Origin of the sequence: Bacillus sp. FSL K6-2431, from assembly GCF_038005165.1 — a bacterium.
GTDB lineage: Bacteria > Bacillota > Bacilli > Bacillales > Bacillaceae > Bacillus > Bacillus pumilus.
In genome coordinates this window covers 1,762,097-1,778,571 of the sequence record NZ_JBBOSQ010000001.1, presented here as the reverse complement: position 1 = coordinate 1,778,571, position 16,475 = coordinate 1,762,097, and the positions used below count along the sequence as shown (strand labels likewise).

At 43.1% G+C, this 16,475-nt stretch carries 15 protein-coding genes; 13 read left to right on the top strand and 2 right to left on the bottom strand.

Annotated features, from left to right (window positions below):
* The first annotated feature begins 74 nt into the window (after positions 1–74).
* Entirely contained in the window at positions 75–833 is a 759-nt protein-coding gene (locus tag MHH40_RS08690) for a YqcI/YcgG family protein (protein ID WP_050943464.1), read from the top strand.
* Here the strand turns inward: MHH40_RS08690 and MHH40_RS08685 are convergent.
* Complete coding sequence (locus tag MHH40_RS08685) at positions 828–2,180, bottom strand: amino acid permease (protein ID WP_050943275.1); 1,353 nt, start codon at positions 2,178–2,180, stop codon at positions 828–830. The two genes, MHH40_RS08690 and MHH40_RS08685, sit on opposite strands and share 6 nt — an antisense overlap.
* A gap of 79 nt (positions 2,181–2,259) precedes the next feature.
* Here MHH40_RS08685 and MHH40_RS08680 point away from each other — a divergent pair, with 79 nt between their 5' ends.
* From MHH40_RS08680 to MHH40_RS08640, 9 genes are all read left to right on the top strand, one after another.
* The gene (locus MHH40_RS08680) at positions 2,260–2,856 is read left to right on the top strand and encodes a DUF1989 domain-containing protein (protein WP_050943273.1); all 597 of its coding nucleotides are present in this window, start codon (positions 2,260–2,262) and stop codon (positions 2,854–2,856) included.
* 193 nt (positions 2,857–3,049) lie between these two features.
* Positions 3,050–3,871 (top strand): ammonia-dependent NAD(+) synthetase, encoded by an 822-nt coding sequence (gene nadE, locus MHH40_RS08675; RefSeq protein ID WP_050943271.1) that lies wholly within the window; start codon positions 3,050–3,052, stop codon positions 3,869–3,871.
* Positions 3,872–4,191: 320 nt separating this feature from the next.
* Positions 4,192–5,049 carry a citryl-CoA lyase gene (locus MHH40_RS08670; protein ID WP_080772930.1) on the top strand — a complete coding sequence of 286 codons (858 nt, stop codon included), beginning with the start codon at positions 4,192–4,194 and terminating at the stop codon, positions 5,047–5,049.
* Positions 5,046–6,479: an aldehyde dehydrogenase family protein gene (locus MHH40_RS08665; protein WP_050943270.1), complete on the top strand. Its 1,434-nt coding sequence runs from the start codon at positions 5,046–5,048 to the stop codon at positions 6,477–6,479. The genes MHH40_RS08670 and MHH40_RS08665 overlap by 4 nt, the downstream gene beginning before the upstream one ends.
* 9 nt (positions 6,480–6,488) lie before the next feature.
* Positions 6,489–7,265, top strand: a complete 777-nt coding sequence (gene aroD, locus MHH40_RS08660) for a type I 3-dehydroquinate dehydratase (protein ID WP_050943268.1) — start codon at positions 6,489–6,491, stop codon at positions 7,263–7,265.
* A 34-nt stretch (positions 7,266–7,299) separates the two neighbouring features.
* On the top strand, positions 7,300–9,060 hold the full coding sequence (locus tag MHH40_RS08655; protein ID WP_310025938.1) for a thiamine pyrophosphate-binding protein: 1,761 nt from the start codon (positions 7,300–7,302) through the stop codon (positions 9,058–9,060).
* A gap of 22 nt (positions 9,061–9,082) precedes the next feature.
* Entirely contained in the window at positions 9,083–9,463 is a 381-nt protein-coding gene (locus MHH40_RS08650) for a cupin domain-containing protein (protein ID WP_003216877.1), read from the top strand.
* 124 nt (positions 9,464–9,587) lie between these two features.
* Entirely contained in the window at positions 9,588–10,790 is a 1,203-nt protein-coding gene (locus MHH40_RS08645; RefSeq protein WP_080984713.1) for a CaiB/BaiF CoA transferase family protein, read from the top strand.
* A gap of 45 nt (positions 10,791–10,835) precedes the next feature.
* Positions 10,836–12,152, top strand: a complete 1,317-nt coding sequence (locus MHH40_RS08640) for an MFS transporter (RefSeq protein WP_050943265.1) — start codon at positions 10,836–10,838, stop codon at positions 12,150–12,152.
* A 40-nt stretch (positions 12,153–12,192) separates the two neighbouring features.
* Here MHH40_RS08640 and MHH40_RS08635 read toward each other — a convergent pair whose 3' ends face one another.
* A complete protein-coding gene (locus MHH40_RS08635) occupies positions 12,193–13,551 on the bottom strand; it encodes a hypothetical protein (RefSeq protein WP_309216136.1) in 1,359 nt (452 codons plus the stop codon).
* 148 nt (positions 13,552–13,699) lie between these two features.
* Between MHH40_RS08635 and MHH40_RS08630 the strand changes: the two genes are divergently transcribed.
* From MHH40_RS08630 to MHH40_RS08620, 3 genes are all read left to right on the top strand, one after another.
* The gene (locus tag MHH40_RS08630; RefSeq protein ID WP_253621876.1) at positions 13,700–14,473 is read left to right on the top strand and encodes an IclR family transcriptional regulator; all 774 of its coding nucleotides are present in this window, start codon (positions 13,700–13,702) and stop codon (positions 14,471–14,473) included.
* Positions 14,474–14,558: 85 nt separating this feature from the next.
* Positions 14,559–15,116, top strand: coding sequence for a shikimate kinase (locus MHH40_RS08625; protein ID WP_003214270.1), 558 nt, complete (start codon positions 14,559–14,561; stop codon positions 15,114–15,116).
* A gap of 362 nt (positions 15,117–15,478) precedes the next feature.
* Positions 15,479–16,426 (top strand): dihydrodipicolinate synthase family protein, encoded by a 948-nt coding sequence (locus MHH40_RS08620; protein ID WP_284905745.1) that lies wholly within the window; start codon positions 15,479–15,481, stop codon positions 16,424–16,426.
* Positions 16,427–16,475 lie beyond the last annotated feature (49 nt).

Genomic DNA, 16,475 nt, shown 5'->3' with positions numbered 1-16,475 from the left:
TCGTTTCAGGACAGTCACCACAGCCTTTTTTTCTCATAGGCTATGGAGAAGACGCTAAAACGAGGTGGAAGGAAATGGCCCAGTTGTATGCAAAAAGTTGTCTTGATCAAAATCTACGATCACTAGAAGAATGGAAGCAGGACGCTTTTACGCAATTTGGAGAGATGGTAGGGGATGAGGCAGATACATTCCCATGTGTACCCGGAAGACAGGGTTTTTTTCTTGATCATTTACGCTATGGGTTTGTTGGTGACCCGAGGGAAGAGGATGCGGTTGATGAATTGGCCCAGCTCTTGAGAGAATATCAAAGTTGTTCGAAAGAAACGGGTCAATATGCCTCATTTGTTTGCTTTTTTGAGACACCGCAGGATTTGAGGGAATATTCGCTCGAAGAGTATGAGGAACAGTTTTGGTCGCTCGTTCAGCAATTGCATGAAAAGGATGAAATGAAATGGCCAAAGGACATTCCGACAGATCCTGAGAATCATGAATGGGAATTTTGTTTTCATGGGGAACCCTATTTTATTTTATGCGCAACACCGGCTCACAAGCTCAGAAAAAGTCGTCACTTTCCTTATGTGATGTGGGCATTTCAACCAAGATGGGTGTTTGAGAAGATGAACGGATCCACCACATTCGGGCAAAAAATGAGCAAACTTGTTCGGAAAAGGCTCAAGGCATATGATCAAGTAGATGTTCATCCAGCGTTAAAGTGGTATGGTGATCAGAAAAATCTGGAATGGAAACAATATTTCCTCTCAGATGATGAGGCGGAGAAACCAGCCTCCGCCAAATGTCCATTTACTGCATTAAAAAACATGATGAAATTATGATGCGGTCTGATCCTGCTGCTTCCACTTTTTCCTCATAAATAGCACCATGATGGCAATCACTGCAATGATCCCAAGACTGATAAAAAAGCCAGGTCTTCCGCTTGCCTCAGTTAATGTGCCTGAAACGGCGGCTCCAATCAGGAGCAGTGCAAGAATCATTTCGCACGTTTGGCGAGTGGATGGCTTTGATAGCTTTTTACTTGAGAATAGAATGAATACCCATGTGTACAGAAGGGTAAGGCCGGCTGCTGTTGTGAGATGCTCGTAGATGTGTTTGGACAAAAAGAGCGCAAGCAAAATCGAGACAATTAATCCAGCAGCAGTTAAGATAATTGAAGACCATCTGACATGAGATGGGTCTTTTTGTTTAAAACAAGCAGGTGCATCTTGATGCTCCGACATCGTGCCAAGCAGCGTCGTGACTGCATAGAGTGAGGCAACCAATGTCGAAAAGCCGGCAATAATGAAAATGCCATTAAAGATATGAAGAAAGATTGATAAATGAAATGGCTCTAATGATGTAATAAATGGACTGCTGTTTTCATTAAAGGCTGTCACCGGGACAAGCAAGAGAGCAAGACCAATTGAGACGATATAGATGACCGCTAGAATGATCAGCATGACGCGTCCAGACTTTGCTGCATCCTTCGGGTCTTTTAAATGAACCGCCATCAGCCCCATGACTTCTATTCCCCCAAATGCATAAAACGCGTAAATCAATCCATTCCAAAGACCAAGCGGACCGAGCGGCATCCATTCGTGATCTTTGTTTGGGAGGTGAAGGGTTGGTTTATGATCTGTCAGAATACCGAATAACACAAGCACAGCAAGGATCATAAATAGAAAAATCGCCGCTGTCTTCAGTACCGCAAGGACATTTTCTGTCTTTTGAAAAGAAGAAAGCCCTATGATAATCACGAGTAGAGCAAGAGCGGAATAAATCGCAGAAAACACCCAAAGCGGAACAGATGGAAACCAGTGGCGGGTAAAAAGAGAAATTGCTGTTAACTGACTTCCTGTAATCAGCATTTCTGCAAACCAATACACCCAGCCATTGCTAAACCCTGCCCAGCGTCCATATGCTTTACGAGCATAGGAACAAAATGACCCTTTATCAGGATTATCGGCTGTCATTGCAGCCAAATGCTTAAAGACAAGATAGGTTCCGATTGCAGCAAGCAAAAAAGAAATGCAGACGGAATAACCGGACTTTGTAATGGCGATGCTGGAACCAAGGAAGAAACCGGTGCCAATTGTACAGCCTACTCCGATGAGAGAAAGCTGCCACCAAGATAGAGATTGTTCTTCTTTCAATGCATGTGCAACACCTTTCTGTTTCAATGACATTAGCTTGTGACCGGCTCCTTTTTTTATACATGATCAAGGGGACGTTTTGGGCATACTGTCAAGGAAAGGAGTGCAGGTGTTGAACGGAGAATACGTGATTTTACCAAAGGATGGACATGGCTTTCGTTTAGGAAAAGGCCAATGTATGCGGGTGGTTGATGTTGAAGGCCAGCAAGTAGCAGATGTCATGGCCTATCACGAAAAGGATTTTTATGAAAAATTTGACCAAGGCGCGACAATGGACAGCCTATTTTCGTCCAAAGTGAAAAAAGGCGATAAGCTCTATTCTAATTTATACAAACCGATGTTTACGGTCATTGAAGATACAGTCGAGTGCCATGATTTATATATGCCCGCCTGCCGGCAAGAAATGTACCAGCTTTTATACGGACGGACGCATTTAGAGGTCATGCATACATGCTACGATAATTTAAGGACTGCCTTCGAATCATTTGGGATTCCGAAGGAGGATATGTACTATCCTTTTAATGCCTTTATGAATACAGTCATTGATGAAAAAGGAAAGCTGTCTGTGGAGCAGCCAAAATCGCTTCCTGGTGATTACATTCGTCTGCGAGCCGAAATGGACCTCATTGTGGCCGTATCCGCATGCCCTGCTGATATTGGGAAGTGTAATGGCGCAAGCTGTACATCTATACGGGTAGAAATTGATTGAAAAAAGGCCAGTCCGTATAGACGGGGTCTTTTTCATTTGTGAATGTTTGATCATTGATGAAATAGGGGAACGTCTTACAAAATGTTCTTCCTGAAAACATGGTATAATGAAGATTCAAAAAACGTTGTCAAATCAATGAATTTAGAGTAAAACCTGTTCTCTTCATGTAGAGGATGCTTAGGAGGAAAAGTGTATGAGTTTGCAAAAAAAGATCAGCCAAGAGTTGCATGTGCAGCCCTCAATTGACCCGAAGCAGGAGATTGAAAAACGGGTTGGATTTTTAAAGGACTACTTGAAAAAAACCGGCGCGAAAGGATTCGTTCTCGGCATTAGCGGCGGACAGGATTCAACGCTCGCTGGCCGTCTTGCACAGCTCGCTGCATCTGAACTGCGTCAAGAAGGAAAGGAAGAGGTAGTCTTTATTGCGGTGCGTCTCCCGCATGGCGTGCAGCAGGATGAAGATGATGCCCAGCTCGCTTTATCATTTATTCAGCCGGACAAGTCGTGGAAATATGATATTGCGCCTGCCGTGACGGCATTCAGTGAACAATATCAAAAAGACACAGGCGGACCGTTGTCTGATTTTAATAAAGGGAATGTCAAAGCACGCATGCGAATGATCGCGCAATATGCTGTTGGAGGAGAAGAAGGATTACTTGTCATTGGTACAGATCATGCAGCCGAAGCAGTCACTGGGTTTTTCACGAAATATGGTGACGGCGGTGCAGACGTTCTCCCGCTCACAGGTCTGACGAAACGCCAAGGCCGGACACTGCTAGAAGCGCTGCAAGCACCAGAGCGCCTATACTTAAAGAAACCGACAGCCGATCTGCTTGATGACAAACCTCAGCAAACGGATGAAACAGAACTAGGCATTACGTACAATGAAATTGATGATTACTTAGAAGGTAAGCCCGTGTCAGAACAAGCAGCAGAAGCGATTGAAAAGCGCTATGTTCAATCAGAGCATAAACGCCAAGTACCCGCTTCCATGTTTGATGACTGGTGGAAATAAAAAAGCGACCTCTCCAGTAGACGGAGAGGTTTTTTTATGTTGAATTTTTAAATGGGTTTGACAAAATAACCAAAAATTCATTAAATTAGTAGAACGATATACTTAAGTCCATTTAACTAAATAAAGATTTTTTTGATCAAAAAAAGCAAGCATAATTAGTTCGATTCACTTAATTTCACTGCTATTTACAGTATTTTCAGAAAAAATGATTGACGAAGAAAAAGAATGCGCTTACAATGAAACCACATTCCGAAAAGTGAAATTAGATTCCACTGAATGGAATAAAGAGGTGGTTCACCTCCAAATAAGAAGCTAAAGGAATGATTGACACAATGAAAAATCGAAGTGCACTGGAAATCTACAAAGAGGGAGGCGCTTGGTGGGAAACTGAGATTAGTCATATTCAAAAAAATTCAATTGAACTTCGAGGTTATCCGATTGAAGAACTGATTGGCGAACTGTCGTATCCACAAATGCTTTATTTACTGCTTGTTGGTGAATTATTGGATGATTCAAAAGCAGCTCTTTTTGAAAGTGTTCTTGTCGCAGGCGCGGACCATGGACCAAGAGCGCCATCTATTGCAGCTGCCAGAATGGCGGTGACTTGCGGCATTTCGTTTAATTCCTCTGTTGCAACAGGGGTGAATTTATTAGGTGATATTCATGGCGGAGCCGGAGAGAAGGCCATGCGTATGTTATACGAAGCCAAAGCGATCTACGATGATCAAAAGGATATACAGTCTGCGGCCAAGCAAGTATGTCACACATGGTTAACTCGCAAGGAAAAAATCCCGGGGATCGGCCATCAGCTTCATGATGATGATCCGAGGGTTAGACGTCTATATGAGCTGAGTCACACATATGTCCAGCAAGGTCTTATCAGTGGGATATATTTACGGTTAGCCGAAGCGATTAGACATGAGCTTGAACACCTGAAAGGGAAGAAAATCACGATGAATATAGACGGTGTATCTGCTGCAATCCAATGTGAATTAAACATTCCAGCAGAAGCAGCAAAAGGCATTTTTTCCTTATCCAGAGGAATGGGCATCGTGGCGCATGCATATGAGGAGCTGACAAAGGGAGCCCTCGTGAAGGGACCTTGTCCAAACGAAGAAAGATTGGTTCGTTATGCAGGACATGGAACGCGGCACCTCAAGGAGGGAGAGAAAATTTGAGCAGTTTGAAAGCGTTATCATATATAAACGGCGAGTGGATGGATACCGATCGTGTGAAAACAGATATCATCAATCCTTACTCAGGAGAAAGGATCGGTACATCATATCTCGCCTCATCAGAAGACATAGAACAGGCACTTTCTATTGCGCAGCATGCTAAAAAACAAATAGCGGGAATATCGGCAATCGAACGCTCAAAGCTTCTAACGAAAGCAGCCACCTTGCTTGAAGAACAAAAAGACCATTTCGCAAAACTGATTTCGTTAGAATTAGGCAAACCGCTTAAAAATACAAGAGATGAAGTCTCACGATCAATCGAGACGCTAGCGCAGTCGGCGGAAGAAGCGAATCGATTAGTAGGTGAGACCATTCCAGGCAATGTATCATCGCGTGGGCAGGGAGCAATGGCCATGACATTTAAAATACCAGTCGGAGTTGTGCTGGCGATTACTCCTTTTAATGCACCACTCAACTTAATTTGTCACAAAGTTGGTCCAGCTTTTGCGGGAGGGAATGTCATTATTTTGAAGCCTGCGCCGCAAACATCAGCTGTTGCTACAGCGTTTGTCAAACTCCTTCTCGAAGCAGGGTTCCCTGAGGCAAGTTTGCAGCTTGTGATTGGCGGGGTCGAGGCTGGGAAACAGTTAGTCACTGATGAAAGAACGAATCTCATCTCTTTTACCGGTGGGGCTGCCGGGGGAGAGCATATTACAACCTCTGCGGGATTAAAAAAAGTATTGCTCGAACTCGGAGGGAATGGCGCGACGATTGTTCATCACGATGCTGATATTGAACAAGCCGCATCCCTTTGTGCCAAGACAGGCTTTAGTAATTCTGGTCAAAGCTGTATTTCTGTTCAAAGAATTTATGTCCACCAGGAAATAATGCCGTCGTTTACTGAGGTATTAAAACAAAAAGTAGAGCAGCTTGTCGTTGGAGATCCGCTGTCCAGTGAGAGTGATATCGGCTGTATGGTCGATGCACAGGCCGCGCAGCGTGTTGAGACATGGATACAAGAGGCAGAGAGTATGGGGGCACAGCTTTTATGTGGGGGAAAAAGAAATGGAGCGAGCATCACACCGGCTATTTTGCTGAACCCTCCGAAACAGGCCAAGGTCGTCTGTGAGGAAGTATTCGGCCCAGTTGTCAGCATTCTTCCTTATGCGGAGCTGGAGGAGGCAATTAAAGAAGCAAATGATAGTCGATATGGTTTGCAGGCAGGGATCTTTACGAATCAGCTGGATGTTGCGTTACACGCAGCAAAAGAGCTTGAAACTGGCGGTGTTGTCATCAATGGGACATCAAATTTTAGACTGGATCATTGGCCTTATGGAGGAATTAAGCGAAGTGGTCTTGGAAGAGAAGGTCCGCGTTTCGCTATTGAGGAGATGACCGAAACCAAAATGATCGTGCTTCCACAGGGTCTGTGAAAGGGGCGTTTGGATGTGAATGCATTTCAGCAAAAGGTAAAAAGTGTGCAGACAGGCGGTCAGCCAATGATTTGTACGCCGCTCATCGGGCAAACAAAGGAAGAATTGTTTCATGAGGTCGAGGTATTAACTGAGAAGAAGCCTGATGTGATAGAGTGGCGGGCGGATTTTTTTCATCACCTTCATGACAAGGAACAAGTCATAGAAACCCTTAAGGGAATGGTAGAAAAGGCAAAGGGCATACCATTTTTATTCACCATCCGCTCTGAAAAGGAGGGCGGCGAAAGTATATCACTCTCAGAAAATGAGAAGGTTTCTCTGCTTGTCGAGCTTTGTTCCACACAGCTTGTGGACGCCGTTGATTATGAATTGATGCATGATGTGACACATTTACAGCAAGTCAGTCAGGCGGCTAAAAGTAATGGGGTCACCTTAATTGTGTCGTATCACGATTTCCAGCGCACCCCTGAGTTGGATCGTCTCGTGCAGCTATTCGTCAATGCAGAATCAGTCGGCGCCGACATCGCAAAGATTGCAGTGATGCCGCATTCCTATGAGGATGCATTAACACTGCTCTCTGCGACCAGCCATGCGAACAAGCAGCTGTCGATTCCCGTTATTTCGATGGCAATGGGGGAATATGGGGCTTTTACAAGAATGGTTGGTGGACTTTTTGGATCTGTCATGACCTTTGCTGTAGGGAAAGAAAGCTCAGCTCCCGGGCAAGTGGCAATACAGGATTTGAACAGCGTTCTATCTATTGTTTTTCAAAGAATAAGAGAGTAGCAGATTCATAGCTGCACCGTGAGAGGAGAGAAACATGAAGAAGAATATTTCTACACAGGTTATTCAGTATTTAGAGAATCGGGGAGTCGAGCATATTTTTGGTCTCTGCGGTCATACGAATATTGCTTTTTTATCAGCGCTTGAAAAAAGCTCGATTCAATTTGTAAATGTCAGACATGAACAGATAGCGGCACATGCAGCAGATGGTTATGCGCGAGCAAAGAAACAGACAGCTGTTGTTCTCAGTCATCTAGGTCCTGGACTCACCAATGCGGCAACAGGGGTAGCGAATGCAGCACTTGATTCCATTCCAATGGTTGTCATTGCAGGAGATGTCCCGAGTCATTACTACGGAAAGCACCCACATCAAGAGATCAATCTTCATTCCGATGCCTCTCAATACGAAATTTACCGGCCGTTTGTGAAAAGAGCATGGCGAGTCGATATTCCAGAATTATTTCCAGAGATTTTATCAAAAGCATTTCAGTTAGCTGAAAGTGGCCGTCCTGGCCCAGTGCTGATATCTGTTCCAATGGATGTGTTCTCAAAAGACCTAGATGTGTCCCTGTTTGAACAAATCAACCATCATACACACACCATTGAAAAGCCTTCAATTGATGATCAAACGGCCAATCGGATATTAGATCGATTGCTGCAGGCAGAAAGGCCGCTTTTATATGTAGGGGGAGGCATTTTACTAGCTGACGCAGCTGAAGAATTAAAGGCATTCTCTGATCATCTAAGTATCCCTGTCGCCCATTCTTTGATGGGGAAAGGAGCCATGCCAGATGATCACCCAATGACCCTTGGAATGACAGGATTTTGGGGGACAAAATTTATCAATGATCAGTGCAAAGCGGCGGACTATATATTGGCTTTAGGCACCCGTTTTGCTGAAGCTGATGCGAGTTCGTGGGAATCAGAATATACGTTCCGTTTCCCATCAACCAAGCTCATTCATATTGACATTGATCCGAATGAAATTGGACGTAACTATCCTGTTGACATTGGAGCAGTAGCTGATCTGAAGCAGGCCTTGACTGTACTCAATCGAGTGGCGAGAGAAAGACTGCCAGAAGGGCTGAATCGACCTGAATTGAAAAAGGAAATTGCGGCATATCGTAAGGAGTTTCAGGCGAGCAACCTGACGAACATTCAAGATGAATCCTTCCCAATGAAGCCGCAGCGTATTTTGCAGGAAGTGCGGGAAGTATTACCGCCAGATGCCTTTATTACAACGGATGTTGGCTGGAATAAAAATGGGGTCGGACAGCAATTTCCTGTGCTCACGCCAGGGACCATTCTAACACCAGGCGGCTTTGCAACGATGGGATTTGGAGCACCTGCCGCACTTGGGGCAAAGATTGCCCAGCCTGACCGTGTCGTTGTGTCACTCGTTGGGGACGGCGGATTCGGTCAAAATCCATCCGTTCTCGCAACAGCCGTTGAAGAGAACATTCCTGTTGTGTGGATTGTGATGAATAACAGTGCGTTTGGAACAATAGCTGGCTTGCAAATGGCGCACTATGAAACGACGTACGGTACTGTTTTCAGAAAAGGTGGAGAAAGCTATTCTCCGGATTTTGCTGCCATTGCAAGAGGTTATGGGATGAAGGGGATTAAAATCACCTCTGCTTCTGAATTCAAAGAAGCTTTAGCTGAAGCAATTGCATCTCAAGAGCCTTGCGTCATCGATGTAGCAATGAAAAATGATCCTGTCCCTACGGATGGACATTGGAATATTAATGATATTTATTCACCAAATTCAAAGCGCTCACATGTCAGCGTGAATTAAACATAACGAGGAGGAAGTAACAATGAAAATTAAAGTATTGAATCCGTTTCAAGATGGGAACCCATTATGGTTAGGTTTAGATCATCCAGAGGAGCAAATGATTCGAAAGGTATTTCAAACCATTACACCAGATACTGTTGGGTCAGAGCATATGATGGCAGGTCTCACCATTTTTGAACCGGGAGAAGCAAGTTCAGTGCACAATCACCCAGGTTCAGAGGAATTTGATTATGTGATTAAAGGATCTGGCGAAGTCATTTGTGATGGAGAAAGGCAGTCCTTTAAACAAAATGATTTCATGTTCATTCCAGACGGTGTCTCGCACCAGCATGTAAATACAGGAGATGAACCTTTATGGCTGATTTGGCTTTACACACCGCAAGGGCAGCTTCCGAAGGATTAACAAACTGCTCCGGTAAGCCCTCCTTTTGAATCATCAGGGTCTTCCGGGTTAATCAGAAAGATGACAAGGGCTAAAATAGAAAGTTATTTAGCCCTTCATCACTTGAATGAAAGGGAGTCAAGCAATGAATATGAATACACCGCTCGAAGGAATGAAAATATTAGACGTCTCTACGATGATCGCTGCCCCCTATGGCGCGGTGCTTCTAGGGGATTTTGGTGCAGAGGTCATCAAAGTCGAGATTCCTGGTAAAGGCGATACGCTGCGGCATGTTGGCCCTTTTGCAGAAGGTGAACCACTTAGATGGTCAGGTCTCTCACGGAATAAGAAATCTCTAACACTGGATCTGCACAAAGACGAAGCAAAAGACATTTTTAAAAAGCTTGCAGGTCAGGTCGATGTGTTGATTGAAAATTTTCGCCCTGGAACTCTCGAAAAATGGGGCGTAGGGTACGACGTATTAAAAGAAATAAACCCTCAATTAATTATGATTCGTGTATCGGGTTATGGACAAACGGGTCCGTTTAAGGACAAGGCCGGATTTGGAACACCTGCGACGGCGTTTAGCGGATTTACATATATTCAAGGGTTTCCAGACCGGCATCCAGTCAGTCCTTCCTTTTCTTTAACAGATTATATTGCAGGCATTTATGTGGCGTTTGCTACTGTGACAGCGATGTATTACAGAGATACACATTCAGAAGGAACTGGGCAAATGGTGGATTTGGCCCTCTATGAATCTGTGTTTCGTATGTTAGAATTTTTGGTTGCAGAATATGACAAGCTTGGGAAGGTGCGTGAGCGTTCACCGGGGTTAAGCGGTCATTCAAGCCCTGCCGGCACCTATGTGACAAAGGATGGGCATTATTTGGTTCTTGTGACGAGTACGGATTCGACCTTCAATCGATTGGCAGAGGCGATGAATCGATTAGATTTATTAGAGAATGAAAAATTCGCGGTCAATGCATCTAGGCTGAAGCATAACAAAGAGATGGATGCGATCGTCTCTCAATGGATCGCGTCGAAAACAAGGGATGACGTATTAGAAATTCTAGATACTCATGGCGTTCCTGTGAGCCCAATTTTAAGTATTCAGGATATTTTCGAGCATCCGCAATTTAAAGCACGAGAGAATATCGTCGAGGTGCATCACCCCCGTCTTGGAAAAGTAAAGGTGCCTGGGATCATTCCAAAGTTTGAAAAAACACCCGGAAGTATCCGGCACATTGCACCTGATTTAGGCGAACATAATTATGAGATTTTAACAAATATGCTTGGCTTAACAGAAGAAGAGTGTAAACAATTGGAGGAAAAAGGGGTTATTTAAGGCGCTCAACCGAACCGCACGCTGCGGAAACAAAGGAGGATGGTTATGAAAGTGCATTCAGAACTGAAGGGGAATGAATTGCGGCCCGCTTATATGAAGCCAACGAAAGCCCGTTTTGGCATATTGATTCTGTTGTTTTTTATTACCGCCATTAATTATATTGATCGAGCCAGTGTATCCATTGTTGCACCTGCTATTCAATCTTCATTGCAATTAAATCCTGCCTTATTAGGCCTCATTTTTTCAGCATTTAGCTGGACATATACAGCGATGCAAATACCAGGCGGTTTTATTCTCGATAAATTTGGCTCAAAGGTAACGTATGGGATATCACTCATTACCTGGTCTATTTTCACAGGCCTGCAGGCGTTTGCGAACAGCTTTGCCTTTTTATTCGGCTGTCGTTTGTTTATTGGGATTACAGAATCTCCCGCATTTCCTGCGAATAACCGCATTGTCACCACATGGTTTCCAAGGCGGGAACGGGCTTTTGCGACAGGTGTTTATACTGCTGGAGAGTATGTGGGTCTTGCATTTGCGACACCTCTTCTTTTTTGGATCATGACGACTTTCGATTGGAGAACCGTCTTTATTACGGCAGGTGCGCTCGGTATCATATTTGCTTTCTTTTGGTACAAGTATTATCACGAACCGAAAGAGCATCCGAAGATGAATGAAGAGGAGTTAGAATTGATTCGGCAAGGCGATGGACTGACAGTAGCATCACAGGGGAAGCTGAAATGGGCAGACTTTGCCGCCCTTCTAAAATATCGTAAATTGATTGGGCTCTATATTGGCCAATTCTCTGTAGCGTCTACACTTTTTTTCTTTTTAACATGGTTTCCGACCTATTTAGCAGAGGCGAAAAATATGGCATTTCTTAAGGTAGGTTTTGCGGCTTCTCTTCCTTATATTGCTGCATTCTTTGGGGTATTGTTTGGAGGTTATGTGTCTGATTGGCTGCTTAAAAAGGGCGTATCCGTTAATGTAGCGAGGAAGCTGCCGGTAGTGATTGGCTTGCTTCTGACGAGTACCATTGTTTTAGCGAACTTTACAACGAATATTCCGCTTGTGTTGACCATTTTATCCATCGCTTCATTTGCACAAGGACTGTCTAATATCTCTTGGACGATGCTGTCTGAAGTGGCACCAAGGGAAATGGTTGGGCTGGCTGGCGGTGTATTTAACTTTTTTGCTAATTTAGCTGGGATCATCACTCCGCTTATTATCGGATTCATCGTGTCGGCGACAGGTTCTTACAACGGAGGGATTTTATTCGTCAGTTTAGTCGCATTAGGCGGGGCATTGTCGTACATTTTTATCGTAGGGAAAATTGAACGTATTCAATTAAAACCAGAGTGAGAAAGCAAAAGAGAACTCAAACCAAGTTGAGTTCTCTTTTTTATGAATAAAAGATAATAGTGATGATCGTTGCACATGCGATACCCATGCTGATATAAAAGCCAGCAAACCATATATTCCAGCGAGTGATACGGTAAGGGTTGACCTTCATCAAATCAGCTAACAGGGAGACAGAAACATTAAAAGGACTAAACATGACAGTTGATGTTCCAGCAACGATAAGCATGATGGCAATGGGAAGAGCAGGAAGTTCTTGGATGACAGGTGCCATCATGCTGACTAACAAAGCAAGCGAGACGAGCGGGTGAAAACCGCAAAGAGCGGTGATCAGAAAATATAACCCAATGACACAATAAACCAAAATGGCATCGTCTGATATACTGACAATAAATGCTTGAATCGGCTGCATACTGTTTGTGGCAAGCAGCATATCGACAAAGAAGCCAGCACTTAAAAATAGACACATATAGTTGGAGAGCTGACGGGTTCTTTCTTTCCAATGAGGGACAGAGACGGCGATATATTGTTTTCTTTTTTTGATGACAGAAGAGAATAATAGAGCAAATGGAATAATGGTTAGCACAACAGCGAATAAATAGCCTTTCCCAATCCATGCATCGACAAGTGAGACGGCTGTCATAAAACTCAGCAGCATGAAAGCAAGCTGAAGGGTTTTTCGCTTAATTCGACGAGGATTGGAGTTTGTTTCTGCGGACTGAACCATGTTTGGGAATCGTTTGCTTTGACGAGAGAAGAGCATCCAATCTGTCGCCAGCACGATGACCATTAAACCAAAAGTAACGGGTGCGATTTGATAATATTTGAGTTTGGTTGCATCAATGGTGACGCTTACGAGCACTTCAACAGGACTCCAGCTTAAACATAATGCATATGACCTTAAAAGGTTACGTGTATAAAGATGTTGTCTCACTTGTTCTTTTAGGGAATCCAGCGACGGTTTGAGCGATGTATATAGTAAGGGGATCGTCGCGATATTTAAAAACATGCCAAGAATATGAGTGACAAATGAACTCTTGCGATAAAGCTGGTTTGTGCTCGTTGTATGCAGTGTGAGCAGTTTATTTAATTGTGTATCGAAATGTCCAACATGTATGAGAGAATGAATAAAAGGCAGCATGAAAAATAGAGAAAGCAAGCCTAGCATGGAATGAAAGTGAAGAAAAAACGTGTGCAATGGCTCGTCGGATAAGAAAAATAAGAACAAGCCAATCATGAGAAACATAGCACCTGTTTTCAAATAAAGCCCACTTGCTTTCTTAAAAGAAATGATGAGCGAAGCAGCGGCCAGCAGACCAACAAAATAGGAGAGTATGGGAGCGGGAAATAGTTGATGAACAATATATAGGCTAATAAGAAGTGTAAAAACGAGCAGGTACATTCAAATATCTCCTCCATCAAACCTCTCCAATCGTTTTTATTCCGACTGGTGGAATTTGTTTTCTTTTAGTGGAACGTTTAAAATGGATTATAGCAAAATCGATCGTTTATGTCGATAAGAAATCAAAGGGGAAAAGGAGAAAGTGAACATGGCTGATAAGAAGTCAAAAGAAGAATCAGGACTGCGTACGGTTCAGCGCGCTTTGGATATTCTTTATTGTTTTAGTGAAGAACGTCAAGAGCTGACGCTAACGGAAATTTCAAAAGAGATGAATTTAGCAATGTCTACTACAACGAGACTGCTCAAGGCACTTGAAATGAATCATTTTGTGGAAAAGAATCCAGACACAATGAAATACCGATTGGGTCAAAGACTTTATCTCCTTGGATACATTGCAGGGAAGTCCATTAAATTGAGAGAACTGGCTAAACCACTCATGTACGCACTTCGTGATGAAACAAAAGAAACCGTCAACCTGTATGTACTGGATGCAACAAGCAGGGTTTGTATTGAACAGGCGGAAGGGCTGCAATCGATTCGACATCTTGTCAAGGTTGGTGAGAAGCTGCCGTTATACGCAGGTGCAGGCGGAAAGGTATTATTGGCATTTCAAAGTGAAGAATTTCAACAAAAAGTATTAGCGTCTGAGGCTGATCATGTGATGAGAGATGACTGGCAAAAGGAATGTAAACATATTCTTGACACGTATACTTCTTGCAGCATCGATGAACGAGAGGTAGGATCTGCGGCAGTAGCGGCACCAGTCTTTAACATTCATGGGGAAGTGAAGGCTTGTTTATCCATATCTGGTCCAACCCAACGGTTTACTGAAGAAGTCATTCCCCAGCTGCAGCAAAAAGTGAAAGAACAGGCACAAAGGCTTTCTGAACAGCTCGGCTACGTCGTCAAACACAATTTTTAAGATTGCCTATCTTTTCGCGCTCCATTTATCATATAATAGAAACGTTATGTAGCATTCCTTGTCGTAAGGAGGACGTGTCACGATCATGAAAATCAATAGAGAAATCCCTGTAAGACAGCGGAATATTGTTCTCATTGGCTTTATGGGTGTTGGGAAAACAACCATTGGTCAGCTAGTTGCCAAAAAGCTATATCGAGATTTTATTGATGTCGATCAGGAGATTGAGAAAAAATACAACATGACGATTCCAGAGATGTTTCAGCAAAAAGGAGAAGCATTCTTCAGACAGGCTGAAAAGGATTATATCGTCGATTTATGCGAACATACACAACTCAAGATCGTCTCACTTGGAGGCGGTGCATTCAAACAGGAAGAAATCAAACGTGCCTGCTTGAAGCATTGTACGGTTCTTTTCCTTGACCTATCTTGGGAGAATTGGAAGCAGCGGCTTGATATTTTAATTGAAAACCGCCCTGTTCTTCACAACCGGACGCTTGATGAAATGAAAGAGCTGTTTGAAGAACGCCGGGAGATTTATTCTCTTCATAACTCCAGGGTGGAAACAGATCATTTAGAGGCTGAGGAAGTCGCCAATTATATTGTGGACACACTCAAGCTTGGCTGGGATTTATATTCGAAATAAAAAAAGTCTACCATTTAGGGTAGACTTTTTTCTATTGATGTCTTTTTCTTCGTAGATAGGATGATGTTTTGACAGTAAAATATATTTATCCTTTTTTTGGTGTGTTGACGTTTGGAAAAAGAGGTATCATACTTCAACCAGTTCATGAAGATGAGGTTTTTTTGGTTGATATGGTAAACAAAATATATCCCTTATTTTCTTTTTTGGAAAAATAAAATAGTATCTAAAATTCAACAATAGTTTTTTGAATTATTATAATTTTAAAAAAATAATGTTGACACCTCCGGCAATATCATTCTATGATAGTTTACGTAAACGCTTACCGTAAACGTTTACTATAACGAATGGGGAGGAATTTGTTTATGAAAAATAAAGAAAAATGGAGCGGTGTATTCCCGGCTGTCTTAATTCCTTTTAAAGATGACTATTCAATTGATGAACCTGCTTTTCGTAAGCTTGTCCGTTGGGTGGCGGATCACAAAGGGATTAACGGGATCGTTGTCAATGGACATACTGGCGAGATTATGACTTTACTGCCACATGAACGAGCTGAAGCAGTGCGCATTGCAGCCGACGAATTAAAAGGGGAAGTACCTGTCATTTCTGGGGTTTCTGCTGAAGGGACAATTGAAGCAATCCAGCATGCAAAAGCCGTTGAAGAAGCTGGTGGTGAAGGTATACTTCTCATGCCGCCACATTCATGGCTAAGATTCGGTATGCAGCCTGAGTCACCTGTCCAATTCTTTAAAGATGTTGCAGCAGCGATTGATATTTCAATCATCGTTCATCAATATCCAACATGGACAAAAACCTCATATACAACCAGTCAATTACTAGAAATGTCGGAAATTGAGAATGTTGTTTCGTTTAAAATTGGTCAAAGAGACATGGCACAATACGAGGTCGATGTACGGGCATTGAAAAAACATGCACCAGATGTATCGTTACTCACATGTCATGATGAATATTTATTGCCAACATTGGTTCAAGGCATTGATGGAGCACTTGTAGGTTTCGGCTGTTTCGTGCCAGATTTGATCGCTGAACTTGTGAAATGTGTGGAAGAAAAAGACCTTGTAGCGGCTAATAAAGTTTACGATAGAATCTTTGAATTAAAGCATGCTGTGTATAAAATGGATGAACCTTCATCTACTTCTCATCTGCGCATGAAGGAAGCGATGTATCAGCGAGGTTTGATCAGTAGCTCGCTTGCTAGGAAGCCGGTATTACCTTTAACTGATGAGGAAAAAGAAGAAATTCGCCAGGGCCTTCAAAGTGTTGGTTTGCTTAAGGAAAACGTCGGTAGATAACAGACCATTGATTTCATGATGAAGGTGAGTCAGGTTATAATAGTGTATA